Genomic DNA, 20027 nt, shown 5'->3' with positions numbered 1-20027 from the left:
TAACTAAGGAGCGCATAAAATGAAAAATACTTTATTTGTTGAACCAGGCAAAGTTAAGATTGAAAATGTTGACAAACCTCAAATTCAAGCTGACGATGATGTAATTCTTCGTGTTGTTCGTACTTGTGTTTGTGGTTCTGATTTATGGGCATATCGTGGATTGTCTGATAAGGAAAAGAATTCACAAAATGGTGGTCATGAAGCTATCGGAGTTGTTGAATCAGTTGGTAAAGATATTACTACTGTAAAACCTGGTGACTTTGTGATTGCTCCATTTACCCATGGTTGTGGTAAATGTGCTGCATGTCGTGCTGGATACGATGGTAACTGTTTGAACCACAAAGATAATACTACTTCCGGTGCTCAAGCTGAATTCCTACGTTATCAACACGCTGAATGGTCATTAGTTAAGGTTCCCGGTAATCCTGATGATTACAGTGATGCAATGTTAGATTCATTACTAGCATTATCTGATGTTATGGCTACTGGTTATCACGCTGCTCATGCTGCTGAAGTAAGCAAGGGTGATACAGTTGTCGTTGTTGGTGATGGTGCCGTTGGTCTATGTGGAGTTATTTCTGCACAAATGATGGGTGCTAAAAAGATTATCATCATGAGTCGTCATGAAGATCGTCAAAAATTAGCCTTTGAATTTGGTGCAACTGACGCTGTTGCTGAACGTGGTGACGAAGCTGTGGAAAAGGTTATGCAATTAACTAATAACCAAGGTGCTGATGCTGTACTTGAATGTGTTGGTACTGAATTATCAACTGAAACTGCACTTAAGGTTGCTCGTCCAGGTGCAAGTGTTGGTCGTGTTGGTCTTCCACACGTTAAGAACCCAGATGTTGTTACCCCATTCATTAAGAATGTTGCATTATCCGGTGGAATTGCTTCAGTAACAACTTATGATAAAAATGTTCTATTAAAGGCTGTTTTAGATGGAGAAATTCATCCCGGAAAAGTCTTTACTAAGAGCTTTGACCTAGATAATATTGACGATGCATACCAAGCTATGACTAACCGTGAAGTTATCAAGGCTGCAATTACAATTGACTAATTAAAAATAGATTAAAAAAGCGACTACTTTTTAGTAGCCGCTTTATTTTTTTAAGATGTTCGATGAATCATTGTTATATCAACATTTTAATTTTGTGATATGATTTGTATTAAAGATATAGCAAGGAGAAAATTATGCAAACTGATCAATTATTAAATTTATTTATTAAGCATAAAGATGAATGGTTATCAGGAAATGAATTAGCCGATAAATTATCAATTAGTCGAACGATGATTTGGAAGATGATTCGTAATTTAAAACAATTAGGTCATCAAATCGAAAGTAAGAAAAATGCTGGGTATAAATATGTTGGATCTAATAATTTTGATCGATTATTGATTCAACAAAATTTACATGCACCATTTGAAATTCAAACTTTTAATGAAATTGATTCCACTAATACTTATGCCAAAAAAATATTAAGTCAAAGTAAGATATCCGATCCGATAGTTATTGTAGCTGATAAACAAACTGCTGGTCATGGGCGTCGTGGGCGTGAATTTTATTCACCTAAAGATACAGGAATTTATATGAGCATGATTTTACCAATTAATGATAATGCAGTTTTTGATGGTGGCTTGATAACTACTATGACAGCAGTTGCGACAGTCCATGGTTTAAAAAAATCATATCCGAACGTTAATTTCCAATTAAAATGGGTTAATGACATTTATGTAAATAATAAAAAGGTTTCAGGGATTTTAACTGAATCGGTCATGGACGTTGAATTAATGCATCCATCTGCATTAGTTATTGGCATTGGGATTAATCTTAATTCCAATAATTTTCCTAAAGATATGGGGCGACCAATCGGTGCCATTAGTAATAATCAGGTTGATAAGAATAAAGTAGTTGCTGATATTTTGAATGCATTTTATAAATTATATCCTAATTATCAAAAGGGTGAATTTATGGATGAATATCGTCAGTTATCAATGTTGATTAATCATCAAGTGCAAATTGAAACGCATAGAGGCTTAATTGCTGGTAAAGTTATTGATTTTGATCACCATGGCAGATTAATTTTAGATAATGGTAATGAAACAAAGGCTATTATGACTGGTGAAGTAGTTAAAGTTCATTTTTAAAGCACATATTCTTATGTGCTTTTTTGTTAACTTGAATTGACTTATCGGTTAACTAAATATATTATAGTTAATTGTTAACTTGTTTTATATTTTAGGTTAACTAATACATATGTGAGGTAAGTTATGAAAACTAAAGATTTAACCCAGATTGCTTTAATGACGGCTTTAATTATTGTTTTAGGGATGTTTCCTGGAATCCCGGTTTTATTAATCCCAGTGCCCATTGTGCTACAAAATTTTGGGATTATGCTGGCAGGAATTTTATTAGGTGGTAAAAAGGGAACTTTTTCAGTGCTAATTTTTATGTTGTTAGTAATGATGGGACTACCATTTTTATCTGGATTTCAAGGTGGCATGGCCGTCTTTATTGGACCAACAGCAGGCTATTTATTCGCATGGCTTTTTACACCAATGTTGATTGCATTGATTAATAATTTAATTAGTAAATATACTCATTGGAAAAATAATTTTGGCTCATTGTTGATTGCAACCATATTTACATCCATTATATTTACTTATGTGTTAGCCATTTTATGGTTAAGTTGGCAAAGTCACATTTCAATTCTTAATGCATTTTATGCTAACTTTTTATTTATTCCGGGGGACATTTTAAAAGCAGTCATTGCTGTCTTTTTAGCACAAAGATTAAATAAAATTATAAAATAAAAAGCAGACTCAAATGAGTCTGCTTTTGGTTTTAATGACTTAAATTACTAATTAACATTTTAGCAACAGCTTTAGCGGAAAAAGGATTTTGTCCGGTAATAATATGACCATCTTGGACAACAAATTCTCTATAAGCACGACGTTTTTGAAAAATAGCGCCACGTTTTTCAGTAATTTCTTGATTTAAGAATGGAATAAATCGCATTTTCCCAGCTAACATTTCTTCTGATTTAGTAAAACCAGTAATGTTACGACCTTCAATTATATATTTACCATCAGCATCCTTGATATTTATTAAACCAGCAATACCGTGGCAAACTGAAGTAATAAAACCATTGTTATTATAAATTTCTTTTGCAATCATTTGTAATTCTACATTATTTGGAAAGTCCCACATAACTCCATGTCCGCCAGTATAATAAATAGCGACATAATCATCGGGGTTAATTTCGTTAGGTTTTAAAGATTTACACAGTGCTCGTTGTTGAAAATCACCGATTTCATAACTTTCCATAATATTTTTATTTACGTATTTCATACTACGTGGATCAATTGGTACAAATCCACCTTTAGGGCTAACATAATCAACTGAATATCCAGCTTCATGAATGATGTCGACAAATTCTGTGGCTTCACCTAGCCAAAGTCCAGTTGGCTCATTTGTATGCCTATATCTGGTGGTATTTGTTAGCACTACTAGGATTTTTTTCATGTTTCTATCTCCCATATAAACTAATTGATTTTATTATATAGCACATTTGGTCTAAAATGAAGTATATAGTGAGGAGATAATATATTATGAAAACAATGATTTTTGCACATCGTGGTATTCCGGTTAAATGCCCTGAAAATTCTTTAGAAGGCTTCAAATATTGTATCGATAATAATGCTGATGCAGTTGAATTTGATGTTCATTTAACCAAGGATGGAACACCAGTGATTATGCATGATGAAAAGATTGATCGCACTACTGATGGTAAAGGATTAATTAATTCTTATAATTTTAAAGATTTACGTAAATTTAAATTAGCTAATGGGGAACCTATTCCAAGTTTAGCTGAATTCTTAGATTTATTTGCCGGTAAAGATATCAGATTAAATCTTGAATTTAAAACTAATAAAATTCATTATCAAGATATCGAAGAAAAAGTTATGAACATGGTTAACGATACTGACTTAATGTATCCAGTGATTTATTCTTCATTTAATATTGATAGCATTAAAGTGGCACAAAGAATTGATCCTGATCAAGACTATAACTTTTTATTTGATAAAAGAATGAATGTAGATCCTAAAATGTTTATGGAAAGTGAACATCTTAATAGTTTACACCCCGGTACATATATCCCAGGTATTGAAGATCATGAAAGAATTTGGACAGTTGATGATGATATGGAAATCCATCAATTATGTAAAATTGGAATCCAAGGTATTTTTACTAATGATTTTGAAAAAGCTCAAAAACTTAGGGATGAAATTTAGCTAAAAGTCGTATTCTTTGAATTCAACATATGTGAGTGTTACAACATAGTTGAAGGAGATGATATTATGGATTTTGATGATATCAAGAATAAGGCTAGCGAAACTGCTAGTGACTTAAAGGGCAAAGCTTCAGAAGCAGCTGGCAAAGCCAAAGGTAAGGCTTCTGAAATGACTGGTAAAGCTAAAGGTAAAATGTCTGAAATGACTAACAAAGCCGACTCAGATAAATAATATCAATAACAAATTACTAAAATGTACATGCTATACTTAGCATGTACATTTTTTTGTGAAAAGAGTTGAATATATGAATGCTAACTATCGAATATTTTAATAATCATTATTTTTATAAAAAGGATTTGCAAAATCTTTGCAGAAAATATGGATTGCCTGCAAATGGGACTAAAGCGGAATTAAACGATTATATCTTAAAAATGCTACATGGTGTGTTGCCGAAAGATATTAAGCCATTAAGAAAATTGAATAAGCAAAGATCTTTGCAGTTTTCAGAGATTAATTTAGATACTAAACTTTTGCATTCAGGATTTAAATTAAATAATGAAGCTCGAAAATATTTTGCTAATTATTTTCATCTTAGTAACTTTCATTTTAAAAAGTCGATGGCTATTAAAATGCGCGCTGTGCAAAAAAATAATGATGATAGGGCAACGGTTAAAGATTTGATTGCAATATTAAATAATCCTAGTAAGGTTATAAATAATTCTGAAGAACATACATATCAATGGAATCATTTTTTACGAGATTTTTATAAAGATGATGCATACAAAGATTTTAATACCCCAATAAAGGTTGCTGCGACTTTGTGGAAAGCTGTACGTGATTACAGATTATCAGAATATCATCATGCGTTAATGACAAAATATTATCCATTAATTAAACAATACAAAAAGGATGCTAAATAATTATTTAGCATCCTTTTGCTTAAACTGATTGCTTAGTTCTTTATAATGATTCAGTTTATATTCTAAAACTTGTTGAGCATTTTTATATTTTAAGACTTGATATTTAATTTCATCTAATTGATCGGCAATTAGTTGCTTTCTTTGTTCAAAAGTCTGTTCACCAGAATTATATAAAATCATATATTTTTGTAATTTATTGATAGTCATGCCGGCATTACGCATACAAGAAACGAATTCAATTTGTTTTAAATTCTCTTCGTTATAGTTGCGATAACCGTTACTATCTTTAGCTATTTTATAAAGTAAACCAATTCGCTCCCAATAATATAATGTTTGCTTAGAAATGTTATATTTTTGAGTTACTTCTGAAATTTGCATTAAACGTTTTGACCAGTAGGGCGAACTAAGATTTCATTCATATTAACATTATCAGGTTGTTCCATCATAAAGATAGCTGAGTTAGCAACATCTTCAGCTGATAATGCCATATTTGAATCTTGTGACATTTTTGCAATAGCATCTTGGATTTGTTTATTACCGATAGTTGAAACTAAGTTAGTATTAACAGCGCCTGGAGATACAATACCAGTCTTAATACCATTTCCATGTTCTTCTTGGCGTAAGCCTTCCATAATTGCACGAACAGCAAATTTAGTACTGTTATATACAGCAGAACCAGGGTAAACAACATGACCAGCAACTGAATCAGTAGCCATGATTAAACCTTTACCTTGTTTTTGCATAATTGGTAAAGTAGCTTTAATTCCATTTAGAACACCAATAACGTTAGTATTAAACATTGCTTTCCAAGATTCTGGATCACTATCTACTAACTTATCTTGTGGCATAATACCAGCATTATTATAAATTATGTCTACTTTTTCGAACTTATCAATGGCAGTTTTTACTAAAGCTTTAACGTCTTCTAAATTAGTAACATCAGTTTTTTGGTAAACAACATTGGCTGGATTTTCAGTGCTATCAGCAATTGCTTTTAGTTTTTCTTCATTTCTAGCTCCGATTACAACTTTGGCACCTTTAGCAACTGCCTTTTTGGTAGTTGCAGCTCCCATACCAGAACTAGCACCTGTGATAACAATTACCTTGTTTTGTAAAGTCATTATAAAACACTCCTTTATTTGATTAAGTTCATTTATAATAAACCTTATACCCAACTATAATGCAAATGATTAGTCTTCTTTATTTTCATACATTAATTCCTTTCTTTTGCGACTAATAATAACAAAAGTGTAAACACCAAAAAAGCCCAACTTACATTGCAGTAAGTTGGGCTTTCTTAAGAAATTTTATTCTTGATTTAATTTTTTAACACCATGTGAATAGAATAACCATGCCACAATGATGAAGAAGACTGGTCCAAACAAAGTCCAGAATGCAGTTTGAATATCATGATCCATCAAAGGTTGAATGGTGGTGAAAATGATAGCAAATGCTAAAGTAAAAATTGTAATTACAGTAGTTACATTCGTAAATGTCTTATTTTGATAGAAAATAAAGCCATCTTTGTTTTGTGTAATTTTCTTCTTAAATAGTGGGAAGGCGATAACTAAGAATAAGTATGGAACCGCAGTAGTCATATTATTCATATCAGTTAAAATTGTGTAAAAGGCTTGAGCTGATGATCCACCAAATGAAACTCCGGCAATAATTAAGCAAATGACCAAACATTGAACCCAAAGTGCATGGGCAGGAACATCGAATTTATTAAGCTTAGTCATAGTCTTAGGCCATAACTTCTTTGGTGAACCTTCAATAAATGACTTAATTGGAGCATAAGTTAAGAAGATAAATTCACCTAAATAACTGATGAAACCAGTTAAACTAGTAAATCTAGCAACCCATTGTCCCATTAATAATGATTGACCGGTGTTTAAGTGGAGTAAGTTATGTCCAAATTCAACCCCTAAATTAGTTAGTAGGGCGAAACGAACATTTCCTAAATTAATATCACTATGGCCTAAATCACGAAGCCAATTAGCACTAATCCCACACATTAGAATTCCTAGAAGGTAACCAACAGTCATTACAACAGTAGCAATGATAACAGCACGAGGGAATGTCTTCTTAGGATTCTTAGTATTATCGGTAATACTACCTAGTGTTTCCATTCCGGCATATGCAAAGATTGCATAAACTAAGAAAGAAAACATTGAAACTGGTGATTGAAAGGCAGGATTAGGTGAAACTGCCAAGGTGTGCATATTAATTGGTTCAGCAAATTGTCCATGATTAGCCATTAATACTAAGATTGATAATCCAACAAAAATAACTAAATCAACAATCCCAATAATTCCACTAACATATGATAATCCGGCAATAGATTTCATACCACGAGAAGCTAACCAAGTTACAAACATAATAACTAAAATTCCTAGCACCCCAATAGTAGCGGTTGAATCTAAACCAAATAAATGCCAACTTCCAGTAGTATCTTTACCAGAGATGGTAACGGCTAAAGGAATCCACATGTTAGTAACTAATGAAACTAATGTGATAACCCAACCAGCTAGCCAAGTAAAACTACCTATAAATGCCCAACGCTTACCAATAGTTTGTTCCAACCATGAGTAGATACCACCATGAGCATCTTTAAAAGTTGAACCATATTCAGCAAACATTAAACTAGTGGGGATGAAGAATAAAATTGCCCCTAATATGTACCAAATAATACTTGAATAGCCCATTTGATAAAAGGCTGTTTGTGAATTGGAGATTCCAAAAATGGTGGAAAAGATAATTAATACTAATCCCATTGTAGAAATCTTCTTTTGACTCTGCATGTTTTCCATGAAACATTACTCCCTTCAATGAGGAAGATACTTTTAATTGATAAAATAAATTGGAATATTTATAATTCACAGGTATAAATTGCCAAGTTAATAAATAAAGGGAACTATTCAAATTGGAATAGTCCCCTTAAAGTATTATCAACGCTTTATTTTATCGTTATTTTACCTTAAAAGCACCCCGTAAGTTGCTTACTTACGACAGTTCTTAGCTTATTGAGCTAAGCCCCAACAAATTAATTCTTTAAGCAAATTAATAGTTTCGGCAATTATTCCTTTCAACTTATATCAACATGTCTTAAACCATTACTTAAGTCTACTGATAATAATTGCGCCTCTTCCTTAGATATATTTAATTTACATTTATAATGTTATCATTAATTTTTAATAATGCAAATGGTTAAATTAATGAGTAGGATATTGGTGTTCAATTTCATATACGATTTCTGGATCATCACCAGTACGTTGTTGCTTATCCAATGCACTAATTTGTTTCATTTCTTCATCTGATAAGTTGAAATCATAGATATCAGCATTTTGTTTGATTCTTTCAGGATTACTGGATTTTGGAATAATTGCAATTCCACGTTGTAAATGCCATCTCAAAATAATTTGAGCAGTAGATTTACCATGATTTTCAGCAATGTCCTTTATCGTAGCATCGTTTAAGGTTGCTCCACGACCCATTGGACTCCATGCTTGAGTTAATATATTTCTTTGCTTATTAGCTTCAATCATTGGTTCTTGAGTAAGATATGGGTGATCTTCAATTTGATTAACTACGGGCATTTCATCAGCTGTAGTTGATAATAAATCAAGGTGTGTTTGATGATAATTACTTACTCCAATTGATTTAACTTTACCTTCTGCTTTTGCTTTTTCAAAGGCACGCCAAGTATCAAAAAATTGAGAGTGAATTGGCCAATGTACCAATAGTAAATCAATATAGTCAGTTTGTAATTTTTCCAATGATTCATCAATTGCATCTAAAGTTGATTGATAGCCTTGTTTTGGTTCAGGAATCTTAGTAGTAAGAAATATTTCTTTTCTGTTAATTTTTAGCTTTTTAATTGAATTACCTAGTAGTTCTTCATTATTATAGAACTGTGCAGTATCAAACAAACGATAACCACTTTCAAATGCAGTTTTAATTGCTGCATCCATGGTATCTTGATCTGTTAATTTATAGGTTCCAAAGCCTTCCATTGGCATTTGGTTACCATCTGCTAATTTGATTGTATCTTTAATTGAATTAGGCATAATAATCCTCCTTGGATTTAGAGTAATTTAATAGTAAGACAATTTGATAAATAAAATCAATCAAAAAAACATAAATGAGGTGAGATATTGGCAGAACAAGTAAACAGCCAGAAGGGTTTAACCCAGTCTGAAGTAAGTAAATTATATGCAAAAGGTCTTCACAATAATAAAAGTCATGATTTTACATTAAGCATTTCACAAATCTTAAAAAACAATACATTTACATTATTTAATTTAATTAACATTGTGTTAGCGTTAATGGTTTTATATACAGGTGATTATAAAAACTTATTGTTCTTAATAATTGCCGTGGCAAATACTATAATTGGTAGTATTCAAGAAATTCGTTCTAAAAGACAACTAGATAAGATGGCCATTTTATCTGAAAGTAAGATTAAGGTCGTTCGCGATGGCAATGTGCAGGAGATAGATCCTGAACAAATTGTTTTGGGAGATGTAATTTTGCTTAGTCACGGTGACCAAGTGCCAGTTGATGGTGAAATCTTAACGGCAACTGGGTTACAAGTAGATGAATCACAAATTACGGGTGAAACCAATTCAATTGCTAAACAAGCTTCAGACCATATTACTTCTGGTAGTTTTGTTCTAAGTGGGAGTGCACGGATCTTAGCAGCTAAAGTTGGTGATGATACATTTGTTAATCGGATGGAATCAGAAGTTAACCAAACTGATAAAAAGTCTGATAGTAAGATGCTCCATACTATCAACCGTATTATTAAGATTCTTACCTTTATTATTGTTCCTTTAGGCAGTGCTTTATTAGCAATCAAATTATTATCAGGCGATGATATTAATAAAGCTCTGCTAGGAACAGTTGCTTCCATTATTGGGATGATTCCTGAAGGCCTGGTACTTTTATCCTCAGTTACATTAGCAGTATCGGCGATGAAATTAGCGAAGAAAAATGTGCTGGTAAGAGATTTATCAGCGATTGAAACATTGGCACGAGTAGACACGATTTGTCTGGATAAAACTGGGACTATCACCACCGGTAATCTCAAATTTGAGGATGTTGTGCCTATTGGTAAAATTTCAAAAGAAAATATGAAATCAGCTTTGGGAGGCATTGTTTACTCTAGTGAGGATGACAATGAAACTTCTTTAGCGATCAAAAAATCCATTGATAATCCAAATTGGAATTTAGTGGAAAGTGTTCCATTTTCTTCTGATAAAAAGTGGAGTGGGGCTAAATTTGATAATGGTAATTATGTAATGGGTGCGCCACAGTTCGTTATAAAAAAGATGGATAATAAATTGCAACAAACAGTTGATAGTTATACTTTGAGTGGCTATCGAGTATTATGCTTAGCAAAAGTAAATGGTGAATTAAAGCAACCACTAGATAATGTTAATTTACTAGGATTAGTCTTAATCAGTGATGAGATTCGTTTTGATGCACGTGATACACTAGCTTACTTTAGAAATCAAGATACTGATTTAAATATTATTTCAGGTGATGATCCTAAAACCGTTAGCAATATTGGTCAGCGTGTAGGACTGCCCAATAGTAGCTCTTTGGTGGATATGTCTACAGTATCAGACAACGCTGATTATCAAGCGTTAGTAAAGAAATATACTATTTTTGGTAGAGTGACCCCTAAGCAAAAGAAACGCTTAATTCAAGCTTATCAATCCAATGGTCATACTGTGGCGATGACTGGTGATGGAGTTAACGATATGCTAGCTATGAAACAAGCAAATTGTGGAGTTGCGATGGCCTCTGGTAGTGAAAGTACTAAAGGAATTGCTGATTTTGTTTTGATTAACTCTAATTTTTCAGCAATGGTTAATGTTTTAGGCGAAGGACGTCGAGTGATTAATAATATCAGCAGTGTGGCATCACTATATTTAATTAAAACGATGTTCTCATTAGCATTAACAGTGTTATTTATGTTCAGTGCATATAGTTATCCATTTCAACCAATTCAATTAACACCAATTAATACATTTATGGTAGGATTACCTTCTTTCTTATTAGCACTTTCACCAAATTATCAACGAGTAACTAATCAATTTTATCGGAAGATATATGAAGTGGCATTACCAGCAGCAATTACCATTGTTGGTTATGTCTTATTGATTATGCTAATTGGAGAATGGGTTGATTTTACTTATCTACAACGAGCAACATTAAGTGTTCTTGTAACTGGATTTATTTATTGGTTAGCATTATTTATGGTTTCAAAGCCATTTAATCGAACTAAGTTAGCCATCATTGTTCCAACAATCGTTATTTTTGCGATGATTTTTATCTTCTTTAATAAAGTATTCTCATTGGTATCAATATTAAATTATCCAATTAATTTACACGCTCTTCTGGTTGTAGGAACTTCAATTCCAGTGTTCTTTGTTGTTACATTAATAGTTACGAAAATAGTTAAATTTTGTAGCCAATATCGGAAACGTAAATTAGGTTAAGTAGTTCTAAAGACTAGATAATATGATATAATCATTGCAAAGAGGTGGTTATATGAATAAGCAATATAATAAATGGCAAACGCAAATGAAAAGTGTAAGTTTGCCTAAATGGGAAGACTTACCAAAGTTTGATTTGTACATGGATCAATTAATTGCCGTTGTGAATGAAGCTATTGGGCCATTAGGTATGGATACAGTTACTAGATCGATGGTGAATAATTATGTAAAACAAAAAGCTACTTTTTCACCAGTAAAGAAAAAGTATCAAACTGTACATGTTGCTGATATTATTATTATTAGTTTATTAAAACCAGTTTTCTCAATTAAGGATATTCGACAAGGAATTGACGAGATTACTAAGAATCAATTCCCAAAACAAGCATATGATGAGTTTATTAAGATGTTAGCCAAAAAACTACACCATATTGCTGATGAGGGTGAAAAACCAGTTAGTGATAATGATACAGATCATTTATTAAACGCAATTGCTGATACAATTATCAATCGTTTAATTGCGAATGAAATTTATTCAGATATGATGCATGAAGAGTGATGTGATAATTTCATATCACTCTTTTTTATTTATGAAGAGGGATGTTATTTATGAATGAGATAAAAGAAATCGCTGATTTCGTAAAAAGACAATTAGCCGATGATCAAACAGGGCATGATTTTTCACATATTAAGCGTGTCGTTAGACTATCAGAAAAGTTATCAGATATGATTCCTAGCTCTAATCAAATGATTGTTTTAGCCGCTGCTTATTTACATGATGTGATTGATGATAAGTTGGTTAAAGACACTAATAAACAGAAAAATTTGGTAATTGATAAATTATCTGAATTGGATTTTTCTTCTGAATATATTAATCAAATTATGAATATTATTGAACATATGTCTTATAGCCAAAATCTAACTAACCGTTATCAGTTAGATATTAATGGCCAAATTGTTCAAGATGCTGATCGACTAGATGCAATCGGAGCCATTGGAATTGCACGAGCATTTTATTTTGGCGGCCATTTTGGTGATAATATGTATGATCCTGATCAATTACCGCGCACTAATATGGATAAAAAAGAATATCGTAAGCATACGACTGTGATTAATCATTTTTATGAAAAATTATTTAAATTACCAGATTTAATGAATACAAAAGCCGCAAGAAAACTTGCGGCTCCAAGAAAAAAATATATGGAAAATTTTGTAAATGAATTTAAAAATGAATGGCAATAAACTATTTTTGACGAATATCAACAAAATTTCCTTTAACTAAATTAATCATTTGTTCAGCATTAACTTCAACTGAACGACCAACTTGACCAGAAGAAACTAGAATATTTTCTTGTTTCTTAGCTTCTTGATCAATATAAACTGGATAATGAAATTTTTCATAAATTCCAATTGGGGTGTTAGCACCATGCACATATCCGGTAGTCTTTAGTAAATCTTTAAGTGGCACCATATTTACTTTTTTATTCCCGGATTCTTTAGCTAATTTTTTTTCATCTAAACGTTCATCCATTGGGACAACGCCAACAACCGGTCCAGTATTTTTACCATTTAGGACTAAAGTTTTATAAACGCGATGTTGGTCAACACCTTCTTCAATATCCATTTGTCTAACGTCACCTTCTTCGTGAGTAGCAAAAGTATATTGTTTATATGGAATTTTATTTTTATCTAGAATTTGTTCAACTAAAGTTTTATGAATGCTGTTCTTTTTTTTCTTTTTTGACATTCAAATCACCTCAATGGATATTTTAGCATATTATTTGTTTAAAATTTAATGTACAAATCTGTTATACTTATTTTAATAAATTTGTTCGAGTTAGGAGTAAACAATGGCTGATTTAGTTTATCGTAAAGTTATGCACGATTTGAAACAAAAAATTGTGAACAATAAATTTCCTAATAAACGTCTTCCTGATGAACGTAGCCTAAGTGAAGAATATGATGTAAGTCGTAGTTCCATAAAACGAGCTCTGAAACTATTAGCTGATGATGGAATTATTTTTAAGAAACGTGGTTCTGGAACTTTTATTAATCCATTATATATGAAGAACCAAACTATTTTTCACTACGAAGGTTCTAATCTAGGAATTACTGATAGTTTAAAAAGTCAGGGGAAAACACCTAAGATTAAATTGTTAGATTTTAAAGTGATTCCAGCAAGTAAAGAAATCCAGCAAGATCTTTTCTTATCTGAGGGTGATTTTGTTTATGAGATTCAACGGCTTCGCTTGTTCGATGATAAGCCATTTATGATTGAAACAGGTTACATTCCAATTAAGATTGCACCAGAACTAAGTAAACAAATTGTTTCAGGTTCTATTTTTAATTATGTTGAAGACAAGATTAATAAACGTGTAACACAATCATTTTTATCAATATTAGCTAGTCCCTCAAATGAACAAGACCAAAAATTGCTTCATTTGAAGCCTAATGAACCGGTTGGATTGATGGAAGGAATCTTTTTCTTAGACGATGGAACGCCATTTGAAGTTTCAAATATGCGTCTTCATTATCAATATTTAAGGTATAATACCTTTGTCATGTTAAATGATGATTAATTGTTAAAATTTGTGAGAAATATTGGACTATTACCAATAAATCGTTCATAATAATGACGATATTAATAATGATTTATTACAATTATATTAATTGGACCGTATCAATTATAAAAAGGTTGACTTTTTATAAAAACCAGTTATTATATTCATTGTATTAAAAATTATTAACCATTTTGTTGATGATTTTTTATGTAAACCATTATTAATTTCAATAGTTTTTTATTAAAAAGGAGTGTTAATTAATGGCACAAGATTTCGATTCCAAACAATATTTGGAAGAATTAGACAAATACTGGCGTACTGCTAACTACTTATCAGTAGGTCAATTATATCTAAGAGATAACCCATTATTAAAGAACAAGTTAACATCAGACGATGTTAAAGTTAAACCAATTGGACACTGGGGTACTATCGTATCTCAAAACTTTATTTATGCACATTTAAACCGTGCAATCAATAAATATGACCTAAACATGTTCTACATTGAAGGTTCAGGTCACGGTGGCCAAGTTATGGTATCTAACTCATACATTGATGGTAGTTACTCAGACATTTACCCAAACATTTCACAAGATGAAAAGGGTATGGCTAAATTATTCAAACAATTCTCATTCCCTGGTGGAGTTGCATCACATGCTGCCCCTGAAACTCCAGGTTCAATTCACGAAGGTGGAGAACTAGGTTACTCACTATCACATGGTGTTGGTGCTATCCTAGATAACCCTGACGTAATTGCTGCTGTTGAAATTGGTGATGGTGAAGCTGAAACTGGCCCACTAGCTGCTGGTTGGTTCTCAGACAAATTCATCAACCCTGTTAAAGATGGTGCTGTATTGCCTATCATTAACATGAATGGTTTCAAGATTTCAAACCCAACTATCATGTCACGTATGTCAGATGAAGAATTATCTGACTACTTCAAGGGTATGGGCTGGAAAGCTTACTTCGTTGAAAACGAAGAAGACTTTGACGATCACATGGCTTACCATGAAAAAATGGCTAAAGTTATGGATGAAGTTATTCCAGAAATCAAAGACATTCAAAAGAATGCTCGTGAAAACGAAACTGCTGACACAGCAACTGAACCTGTATGGCCAATGATTGTTGTTAGAACACCAAAAGGTTGGACTGGTCCTAAGAAGAGTCTTGATGGTGAACCTATCGAAAACTCATTCCGTGCTCACCAAGTTCCACTACCAATTTCTTCAAACAATATGGAACATGCTGATCTACTTGTAGATTGGATGAAGTCATACAAGCCAGAAGAATTATTTAACGATGATGGTACTATCAAGGATGACATTAAGGCATTAGCACCTAAGGGTGACCGTCGTATGTCAGTAAACCCTATCACTAATGGTGGTATCGATCCTAAGCCTCTAGTTTTACCAGACGTAAAGAAATTTGCTGTTGATGTTAAAACTCCAGGTGAAACAGTCGCTGAAGATATGAGTGTATGGTCAAACTGGTTAGGTGCTGTTATGGATGCAAACCCTAACAACTTCCGTGCCTTTGGTCCTGATGAATCAATGTCAAACCGTCTATACGGTGTGTTCAATGAAACTAACCGTCAATGGATGGAAGACATTATGGAACCAAATGACCAATACATCGCTCATGATGGTCGTTTAATTGATTCACAATTATCTGAACATCAAGACGAAGGTTGGTTAGAAGGTTACGTTCTAACTGGTCGTCATGGTTTCTTTGCTACTTATGAATCATTTGGTCGTGTAGTTGACTCAATGTTAACTCAACACTTCAAGTGGTTACGTAAAGCAGCTGACCAACCATGGAGAAAACGTTATCCATCATTGAACTTTGTTGATACTTCAACTGTATTCCAACAAGATCACAATGGTTACACTCACCAAGATCCAGGTATGTTAACTCACTTATCTGAAAAGAAACCTGAATTCATTCGTGAATACTTACCAGCTGACGCTAACTCATTATTAGCTGTTGGTAAAGTTGCATTCGCAAGTGAAGAAAAGATTAACTTAATTGTTACTTCAAAACACCCACGTCCACAATGGTTCTCAATTGAAGAAGCAACTAACCTTGTAAACAATGGTTTAGGTTACATTGACTGGGCTTCAACTGACCAAGGTCAAGAACCTGATGTTGTTATCGCTTCAGCTGGTACTGAACCAACTTGGGAAAGTCTTGCTGCAATTTCATTATTACACGATGAATTCCCAGAAATGAAGATTAGATACATCAACGTTGTTGACTTCTTGAAGTTACGTTCACCTAAGGTTGACCCTCGTGGTTTAACTGATGAAGAATTTGATCGTCTATTTACTACTGACAAGCCAGTTGTATTTGCATTCCACGGCTTCGAAGGTCTAGTTAAAGATGTATTCTTCGATCGTCACAACCATAACTTACATGTTCATGGTTACCGTGAAAATGGTGACATTACTACACCATTCGACATGCGTGTATTGAACCAATTAGATCGTTACGACTTAGCTAAGGAAGTTGTAAATGATATTCCAGAATACTCTGTTAAGGGTGCTTCATTCGTACAACGTATGAATGACATGGTTGACAAGCACAATGCTTACATCCGTGAAGTTGGTACTGACTTACCAGAAGTAAATGATTGGCAATGGAAACCATTAAAGTAATTAGATAATAATTAACTTTTAAAACCTAAAAAGAGCCGTATCCATTTGGATGCGGCTCTTTTGTTATACAATTTTAAATTCTTCTGGAATAGGCGATACTATAATTTTTGTTTGCATATAATATGGTGTGATCAACTTTAGTTTCCAAGAATGTAATAACATGTTATCGACGTTGTTTTTTTCATTATATAATGGATCACCAATAATAGGATGTCCCATTGCTTGCATATGAACTCTAATTTGATGGGTGCGTCCTGTTTGGATATTAATTTCGACTAGAGATTTGTTTTTGTATTCTTTTATAACTTGATATTCAGTTAATGCTTTTTTGGCATTTGGACCGTTTATTGCTCTTTTTCTTTTATCTGTTTGGTCATAACCAATGGGTAAATTAATTTTACCCATTTTTGATGGAAGATTCCATTAACCCATGCTAAATATGTACGATGGATTGTCTTGTCCTTAATTAATCTTACTAAAATTGGAACAACAGCAGGATTCTTACCAACTATAATGGCTCCTGAAGTTTCTTGATCTAAGCGATGAATCATATAAGCGTGTTGATTGAACTTATTTAGGTATCCTTCACAAAAGTTCAAAAGAGTTCCAATTTCCTGAGGCTTGTTAGGATGGGTCTTGATACCACGTTTTTTATTTACTACTAATAAATCGTTATTTTCAAATAATATTTTGATACTTTGACTATTATCAGGAAATAAATTTTGGGTTGGCAAGTTGAAATCATTATCAATAAATGTAATTTTAATATGATCATCATTTTTGACGGTAAAATTCATGGGTAAATATTTTTTATTAACAGTTACTCTTTTATCTTTTCTTAATGAAAAAATTAAATGTTTAGGTATTAATAAATATTGGCTTAAATATTCTCTAATGCTAATAGTCGATTTAAGATTTTGAACTATTATTTGATACATCCACTTATGCATTTCAGGCCTGCTTTCTGAAAATTTTTTAGTAAAATATAATAAGTTGTGATAAGGTGTAAATGAGTAAAATGTACTGGAGGAGAATATGAATAAACATAAAATTGCGTTAGTCAGTGCATTATCATTAATAATATTTATTATATGCGATATTTTAATGAGTGGAAATAGTGCTGATTTACTTAAAACAATTATTATTGCAATTATTTTATATGTTGGTTTTAATGTTTTAGGCTACATTAGATGGAAGTTTGCATATCATTTTTTAGGGGTCATTATTGGTATCTATACACTTAGTTTATTTGTAATTATCAATACTATGTTTAGAAGCTCTGATGTGCCTGCTTTACATCGTTTTGGTGCCATTTTAATTGCTATCATTGGTGTAATTGTAAATCTCTTTTGGTATCGTCTTGCATGGCCACGTATAAAAAATGACTATGTAAGAATTGTAAAACGAAATATAAAGAAAAAATAGGTGTAAAAAATGAAAATGGATGTACAAGAATTCATTGATAAGATTAATGATGAACAATTTGAGGTGCAAACTGTTGAAGTAACCTCTGCCGACTTAGCTAATAATCCAGTTAAGTCATTTCAACCACTTTTAAAATTTATGGAAGAACAAGTTAATTTGGGCCACTTAGCGTCTGCAATGCTACATGTAAAAGGTGAAGAAACCAGCTTTTTCTTGCAAAATTGTATTGTTAACTTACCGTATCGTTATTCTAAAAATATTAGTAAAATGATGTCTGGCGATGGAGATTGCGACTTAAATATATACATGATTGTGGAATCACCAGATGTTAATCGTTCTAAATTACGTATTGATGAATTATCTTCTCAAGATGATTTTTCTGATAACGCTAAGCTAGAACAAAAAATAGCTGATTGGTCTAAAGATCAGTTGGCATCAATTGATGAAAATACAGAAAAACGTCTTAAAGCTGAAAAAGAATTGGCTCAAGATTCTAAAGGCAAAAAGAAAACGACTAAAAAGAAAAAATCTAGCAAAAAATAATTCAAAACATGTTATAATTAATTTGCGATGAGTCGAGAAGGTCACGCAACTTGTGTTGTTTTCATCAGATGATGATTAAGTGACGTTTTTGATGTGGGACACATAATGCTACCGTATTGTAGCGTGTTTGATAATGTTGGTGATGTGAACACCACTTATCCATTTATTTGATAAATGCCACAAAAATCCCCCAACTATTAAGTTGGGGGATTTTTTTATTTTAATTTACAAAATATAATTGATCTTTAATTAAGTCAAACGGGCGATGATGTTTATTTAATTCATTTGCGATGTCTGAATTAATAATTTTTGCATTATCCCAGAATGATTTGGAATCAGTAGCACCATACTTTTCACCAATTACTATTAGATGAATATCTTTATTATATTCACGAATTTTTTGTAGTAATTGCCAATCGATATCCACACCATCAGGCGACCAACACATAATGACAACGTCAATTTCATGTTTATATTTATCAAAGGCGGCATTAGCATCTAATTTTTCAATATTAGTTACTAAATGATGGCCAGTTTCATTTTCTTTTTGCCAGCTCATACTATCAGTACAAATAACATCTGCTCTGGCATCACGCAAACCCTTCGAAATATAACCATTCCCAGCCATGACTTCAAGTGTTTTTTTACCATTTAGATATTTAGCAATACCATTTGTAAATGGAGCTGATATATATGCCCACATGCCATACTCAGCTTCTAAATAATCACGAAATGACCTTAAATCTTTATCTAAGATAGGCAATTGATCTACATATTTATTCCATACCTTGTCACCTTCACGATCATTCATTGAGTATTGATTATTAACAAACTGGAAAATTTCATCTTGAATATTATCGGGTAAAATTAATTCTGGCAAATCTTGTGGTAATTGATTTGATCTTAAAAGTCGATCAGCTTCCAATATATTATTAACTAAAAAAATGATGGCAGGAAAATCACTGAAGATTTTTCTATATTTTTTCATTCTTTCAATATATGAGGGCTTTTTGACTTTTTTTTTATTTTTACGTAATTTTTTTATTAGCTGTTTTTTATTCATAATAACCACCTTTAACTATTTAATTGTATTTGAAAAAAACAAATGATGCAAAATACATTTTATGTAAT

Annotated in this window: 22 protein-coding genes and 1 riboswitch; of the genes, 13 read left to right on the top strand and 9 right to left on the bottom strand. The window is 32.2% G+C overall.

The features are described from left to right. Positions 1 to 19: 19 nt before the first annotated feature. The 3 genes from C7N41_RS01630 to C7N41_RS01620 all read left to right on the top strand — a co-directional run bounded on the left by C7N41_RS01630 (position 20) and on the right by C7N41_RS01620 (position 2814). Positions 20 to 1060, top strand: coding sequence for a zinc-binding dehydrogenase (locus tag C7N41_RS01630; RefSeq protein WP_105963988.1), 1041 nt, complete (start codon positions 20 to 22; stop codon positions 1058 to 1060). Positions 1061 to 1194: 134 nt separating this feature from the next. After that, positions 1195 to 2148: a biotin--[acetyl-CoA-carboxylase] ligase gene (locus tag C7N41_RS01625; protein WP_105963987.1), complete on the top strand. Its 954-nt coding sequence runs from the start codon at positions 1195 to 1197 to the stop codon at positions 2146 to 2148. 123 nt (positions 2149 to 2271) lie between these two features. Then, the gene (locus C7N41_RS01620; RefSeq protein WP_105963986.1) at positions 2272 to 2814 is read left to right on the top strand and encodes a biotin transporter BioY; all 543 of its coding nucleotides are present in this window, start codon (positions 2272 to 2274) and stop codon (positions 2812 to 2814) included. Between the two features lie 31 nt (positions 2815 to 2845). Here C7N41_RS01620 and C7N41_RS01615 read toward each other — a convergent pair whose 3' ends face one another. Then, entirely contained in the window at positions 2846 to 3526 is a 681-nt protein-coding gene (locus tag C7N41_RS01615) for a type 1 glutamine amidotransferase domain-containing protein (protein ID WP_105963985.1), read from the bottom strand. A gap of 86 nt (positions 3527 to 3612) precedes the next feature. On the opposite strand from C7N41_RS01615, the gene C7N41_RS01610 reads away from it, so the two are divergent. The 3 genes from C7N41_RS01610 to C7N41_RS01600 all read left to right on the top strand — a co-directional run bounded on the left by C7N41_RS01610 (position 3613) and on the right by C7N41_RS01600 (position 5216). Then, a complete protein-coding gene (locus tag C7N41_RS01610) occupies positions 3613 to 4296 on the top strand; it encodes a glycerophosphodiester phosphodiesterase (RefSeq protein WP_105963984.1) in 684 nt (227 codons plus the stop codon). 66 nt (positions 4297 to 4362) lie between these two features. After that, on the top strand, positions 4363 to 4527 hold the full coding sequence (locus tag C7N41_RS01605; RefSeq protein WP_105963983.1) for an LEA domain-containing protein: 165 nt from the start codon (positions 4363 to 4365) through the stop codon (positions 4525 to 4527). Between the two features lie 77 nt (positions 4528 to 4604). Further along, the gene (locus tag C7N41_RS01600; RefSeq protein ID WP_105963982.1) at positions 4605 to 5216 is read left to right on the top strand and encodes an SAP domain-containing protein; all 612 of its coding nucleotides are present in this window, start codon (positions 4605 to 4607) and stop codon (positions 5214 to 5216) included. Here C7N41_RS01600 and C7N41_RS01595 read toward each other — a convergent pair whose 3' ends face one another. The 4 genes from C7N41_RS01595 to C7N41_RS01580 form a co-directional block, all read right to left on the bottom strand. Continuing rightward, positions 5217 to 5594, bottom strand: a complete 378-nt coding sequence (locus C7N41_RS01595) for a MerR family transcriptional regulator (RefSeq protein ID WP_105963981.1) — start codon at positions 5592 to 5594, stop codon at positions 5217 to 5219. It lies immediately after the preceding gene. Beyond that, positions 5594 to 6337, bottom strand: a complete 744-nt coding sequence (locus C7N41_RS01590) for an SDR family oxidoreductase (RefSeq protein WP_105963980.1) — start codon at positions 6335 to 6337, stop codon at positions 5594 to 5596. The genes C7N41_RS01595 and C7N41_RS01590 overlap by 1 nt, the downstream gene beginning before the upstream one ends. 186 nt (positions 6338 to 6523) lie before the next feature. Further along, on the bottom strand, positions 6524 to 8026 hold the full coding sequence (gene yjeM / locus C7N41_RS01585; protein WP_318530556.1) for a glutamate/gamma-aminobutyrate family transporter YjeM: 1503 nt from the start codon (positions 8024 to 8026) through the stop codon (positions 6524 to 6526). A gap of 163 nt (positions 8027 to 8189) precedes the next feature. Next, a riboswitch (Lysine riboswitch) is annotated at positions 8190 to 8371 on the bottom strand. 57 nt (positions 8372 to 8428) lie between these two features. Continuing rightward, complete coding sequence (locus tag C7N41_RS01580) at positions 8429 to 9283, bottom strand: aldo/keto reductase (RefSeq protein WP_105963979.1); 855 nt, start codon at positions 9281 to 9283, stop codon at positions 8429 to 8431. Between the two features lie 87 nt (positions 9284 to 9370). Here C7N41_RS01580 and C7N41_RS01575 point away from each other — a divergent pair, with 87 nt between their 5' ends. The 3 genes from C7N41_RS01575 to C7N41_RS01565 are packed head-to-tail and all read left to right on the top strand — an operon-like array spanning position 9371 to position 12958. Further along, positions 9371 to 11722, top strand: a complete 2352-nt coding sequence (locus C7N41_RS01575) for an HAD-IC family P-type ATPase (RefSeq protein ID WP_105963978.1) — start codon at positions 9371 to 9373, stop codon at positions 11720 to 11722. A 52-nt stretch (positions 11723 to 11774) separates the two neighbouring features. Then, positions 11775 to 12275, top strand: coding sequence for a DUF1836 domain-containing protein (locus tag C7N41_RS01570; protein ID WP_105963977.1), 501 nt, complete (start codon positions 11775 to 11777; stop codon positions 12273 to 12275). A 50-nt stretch (positions 12276 to 12325) separates the two neighbouring features. Further along, on the top strand, positions 12326 to 12958 hold the full coding sequence (locus C7N41_RS01565; RefSeq protein WP_105963976.1) for an HD domain-containing protein: 633 nt from the start codon (positions 12326 to 12328) through the stop codon (positions 12956 to 12958). A gap of 1 nt (position 12959) precedes the next feature. Here C7N41_RS01565 and ybaK read toward each other — a convergent pair whose 3' ends face one another. Next, positions 12960 to 13463, bottom strand: a complete 504-nt coding sequence (gene ybaK / locus C7N41_RS01560) for a Cys-tRNA(Pro) deacylase (protein WP_105963975.1) — start codon at positions 13461 to 13463, stop codon at positions 12960 to 12962. Positions 13464 to 13566: 103 nt separating this feature from the next. Between ybaK and C7N41_RS01555 the strand changes: the two genes are divergently transcribed. After that, on the top strand, positions 13567 to 14295 hold the full coding sequence (locus C7N41_RS01555; RefSeq protein WP_105963974.1) for a GntR family transcriptional regulator: 729 nt from the start codon (positions 13567 to 13569) through the stop codon (positions 14293 to 14295). Between the two features lie 242 nt (positions 14296 to 14537). Then, a complete protein-coding gene (locus tag C7N41_RS01550; protein WP_105963973.1) occupies positions 14538 to 16928 on the top strand; it encodes a phosphoketolase family protein in 2391 nt (796 codons plus the stop codon). A gap of 63 nt (positions 16929 to 16991) precedes the next feature. On the opposite strand, the gene C7N41_RS07895 is transcribed toward C7N41_RS01550, so the two are convergent. After that, entirely contained in the window at positions 16992 to 17333 is a 342-nt protein-coding gene (locus tag C7N41_RS07895) for an RluA family pseudouridine synthase (RefSeq protein WP_318530555.1), read from the bottom strand. Then, positions 17273 to 17878, bottom strand: a complete 606-nt coding sequence (locus C7N41_RS01545) for a pseudouridine synthase (RefSeq protein ID WP_318530554.1) — start codon at positions 17876 to 17878, stop codon at positions 17273 to 17275. Before C7N41_RS01545 ends, C7N41_RS07895 begins: the two co-directional genes overlap by 61 nt. A gap of 85 nt (positions 17879 to 17963) precedes the next feature. Here C7N41_RS01545 and C7N41_RS01540 point away from each other — a divergent pair, with 85 nt between their 5' ends. Both C7N41_RS01540 and C7N41_RS01535 read left to right on the top strand, forming a co-directional pair. Beyond that, a complete protein-coding gene (locus C7N41_RS01540) occupies positions 17964 to 18353 on the top strand; it encodes a hypothetical protein (protein WP_105963972.1) in 390 nt (129 codons plus the stop codon). Positions 18354 to 18368: 15 nt separating this feature from the next. After that, the gene (locus C7N41_RS01535; RefSeq protein ID WP_140925924.1) at positions 18369 to 18896 is read left to right on the top strand and encodes a hypothetical protein; all 528 of its coding nucleotides are present in this window, start codon (positions 18369 to 18371) and stop codon (positions 18894 to 18896) included. Between the two features lie 220 nt (positions 18897 to 19116). Here the strand turns inward: C7N41_RS01535 and C7N41_RS01530 are convergent, their stop codons facing one another. Next, positions 19117 to 19959, bottom strand: coding sequence for an SAM-dependent methyltransferase (locus C7N41_RS01530; protein ID WP_181400480.1), 843 nt, complete (start codon positions 19957 to 19959; stop codon positions 19117 to 19119). Between the last annotated feature and the right edge of the window lie 68 nt (positions 19960 to 20027).

The sequence above is a fragment of the Apilactobacillus micheneri genome (genome assembly GCF_002993975.1).
GTDB classification, from domain to species: domain Bacteria; phylum Bacillota; class Bacilli; order Lactobacillales; family Lactobacillaceae; genus Apilactobacillus; species Apilactobacillus micheneri.
The sequence above is the reverse complement of the archived record's forward strand: the minus strand, read 5'-3'. Positions and strand labels throughout refer to the sequence as shown.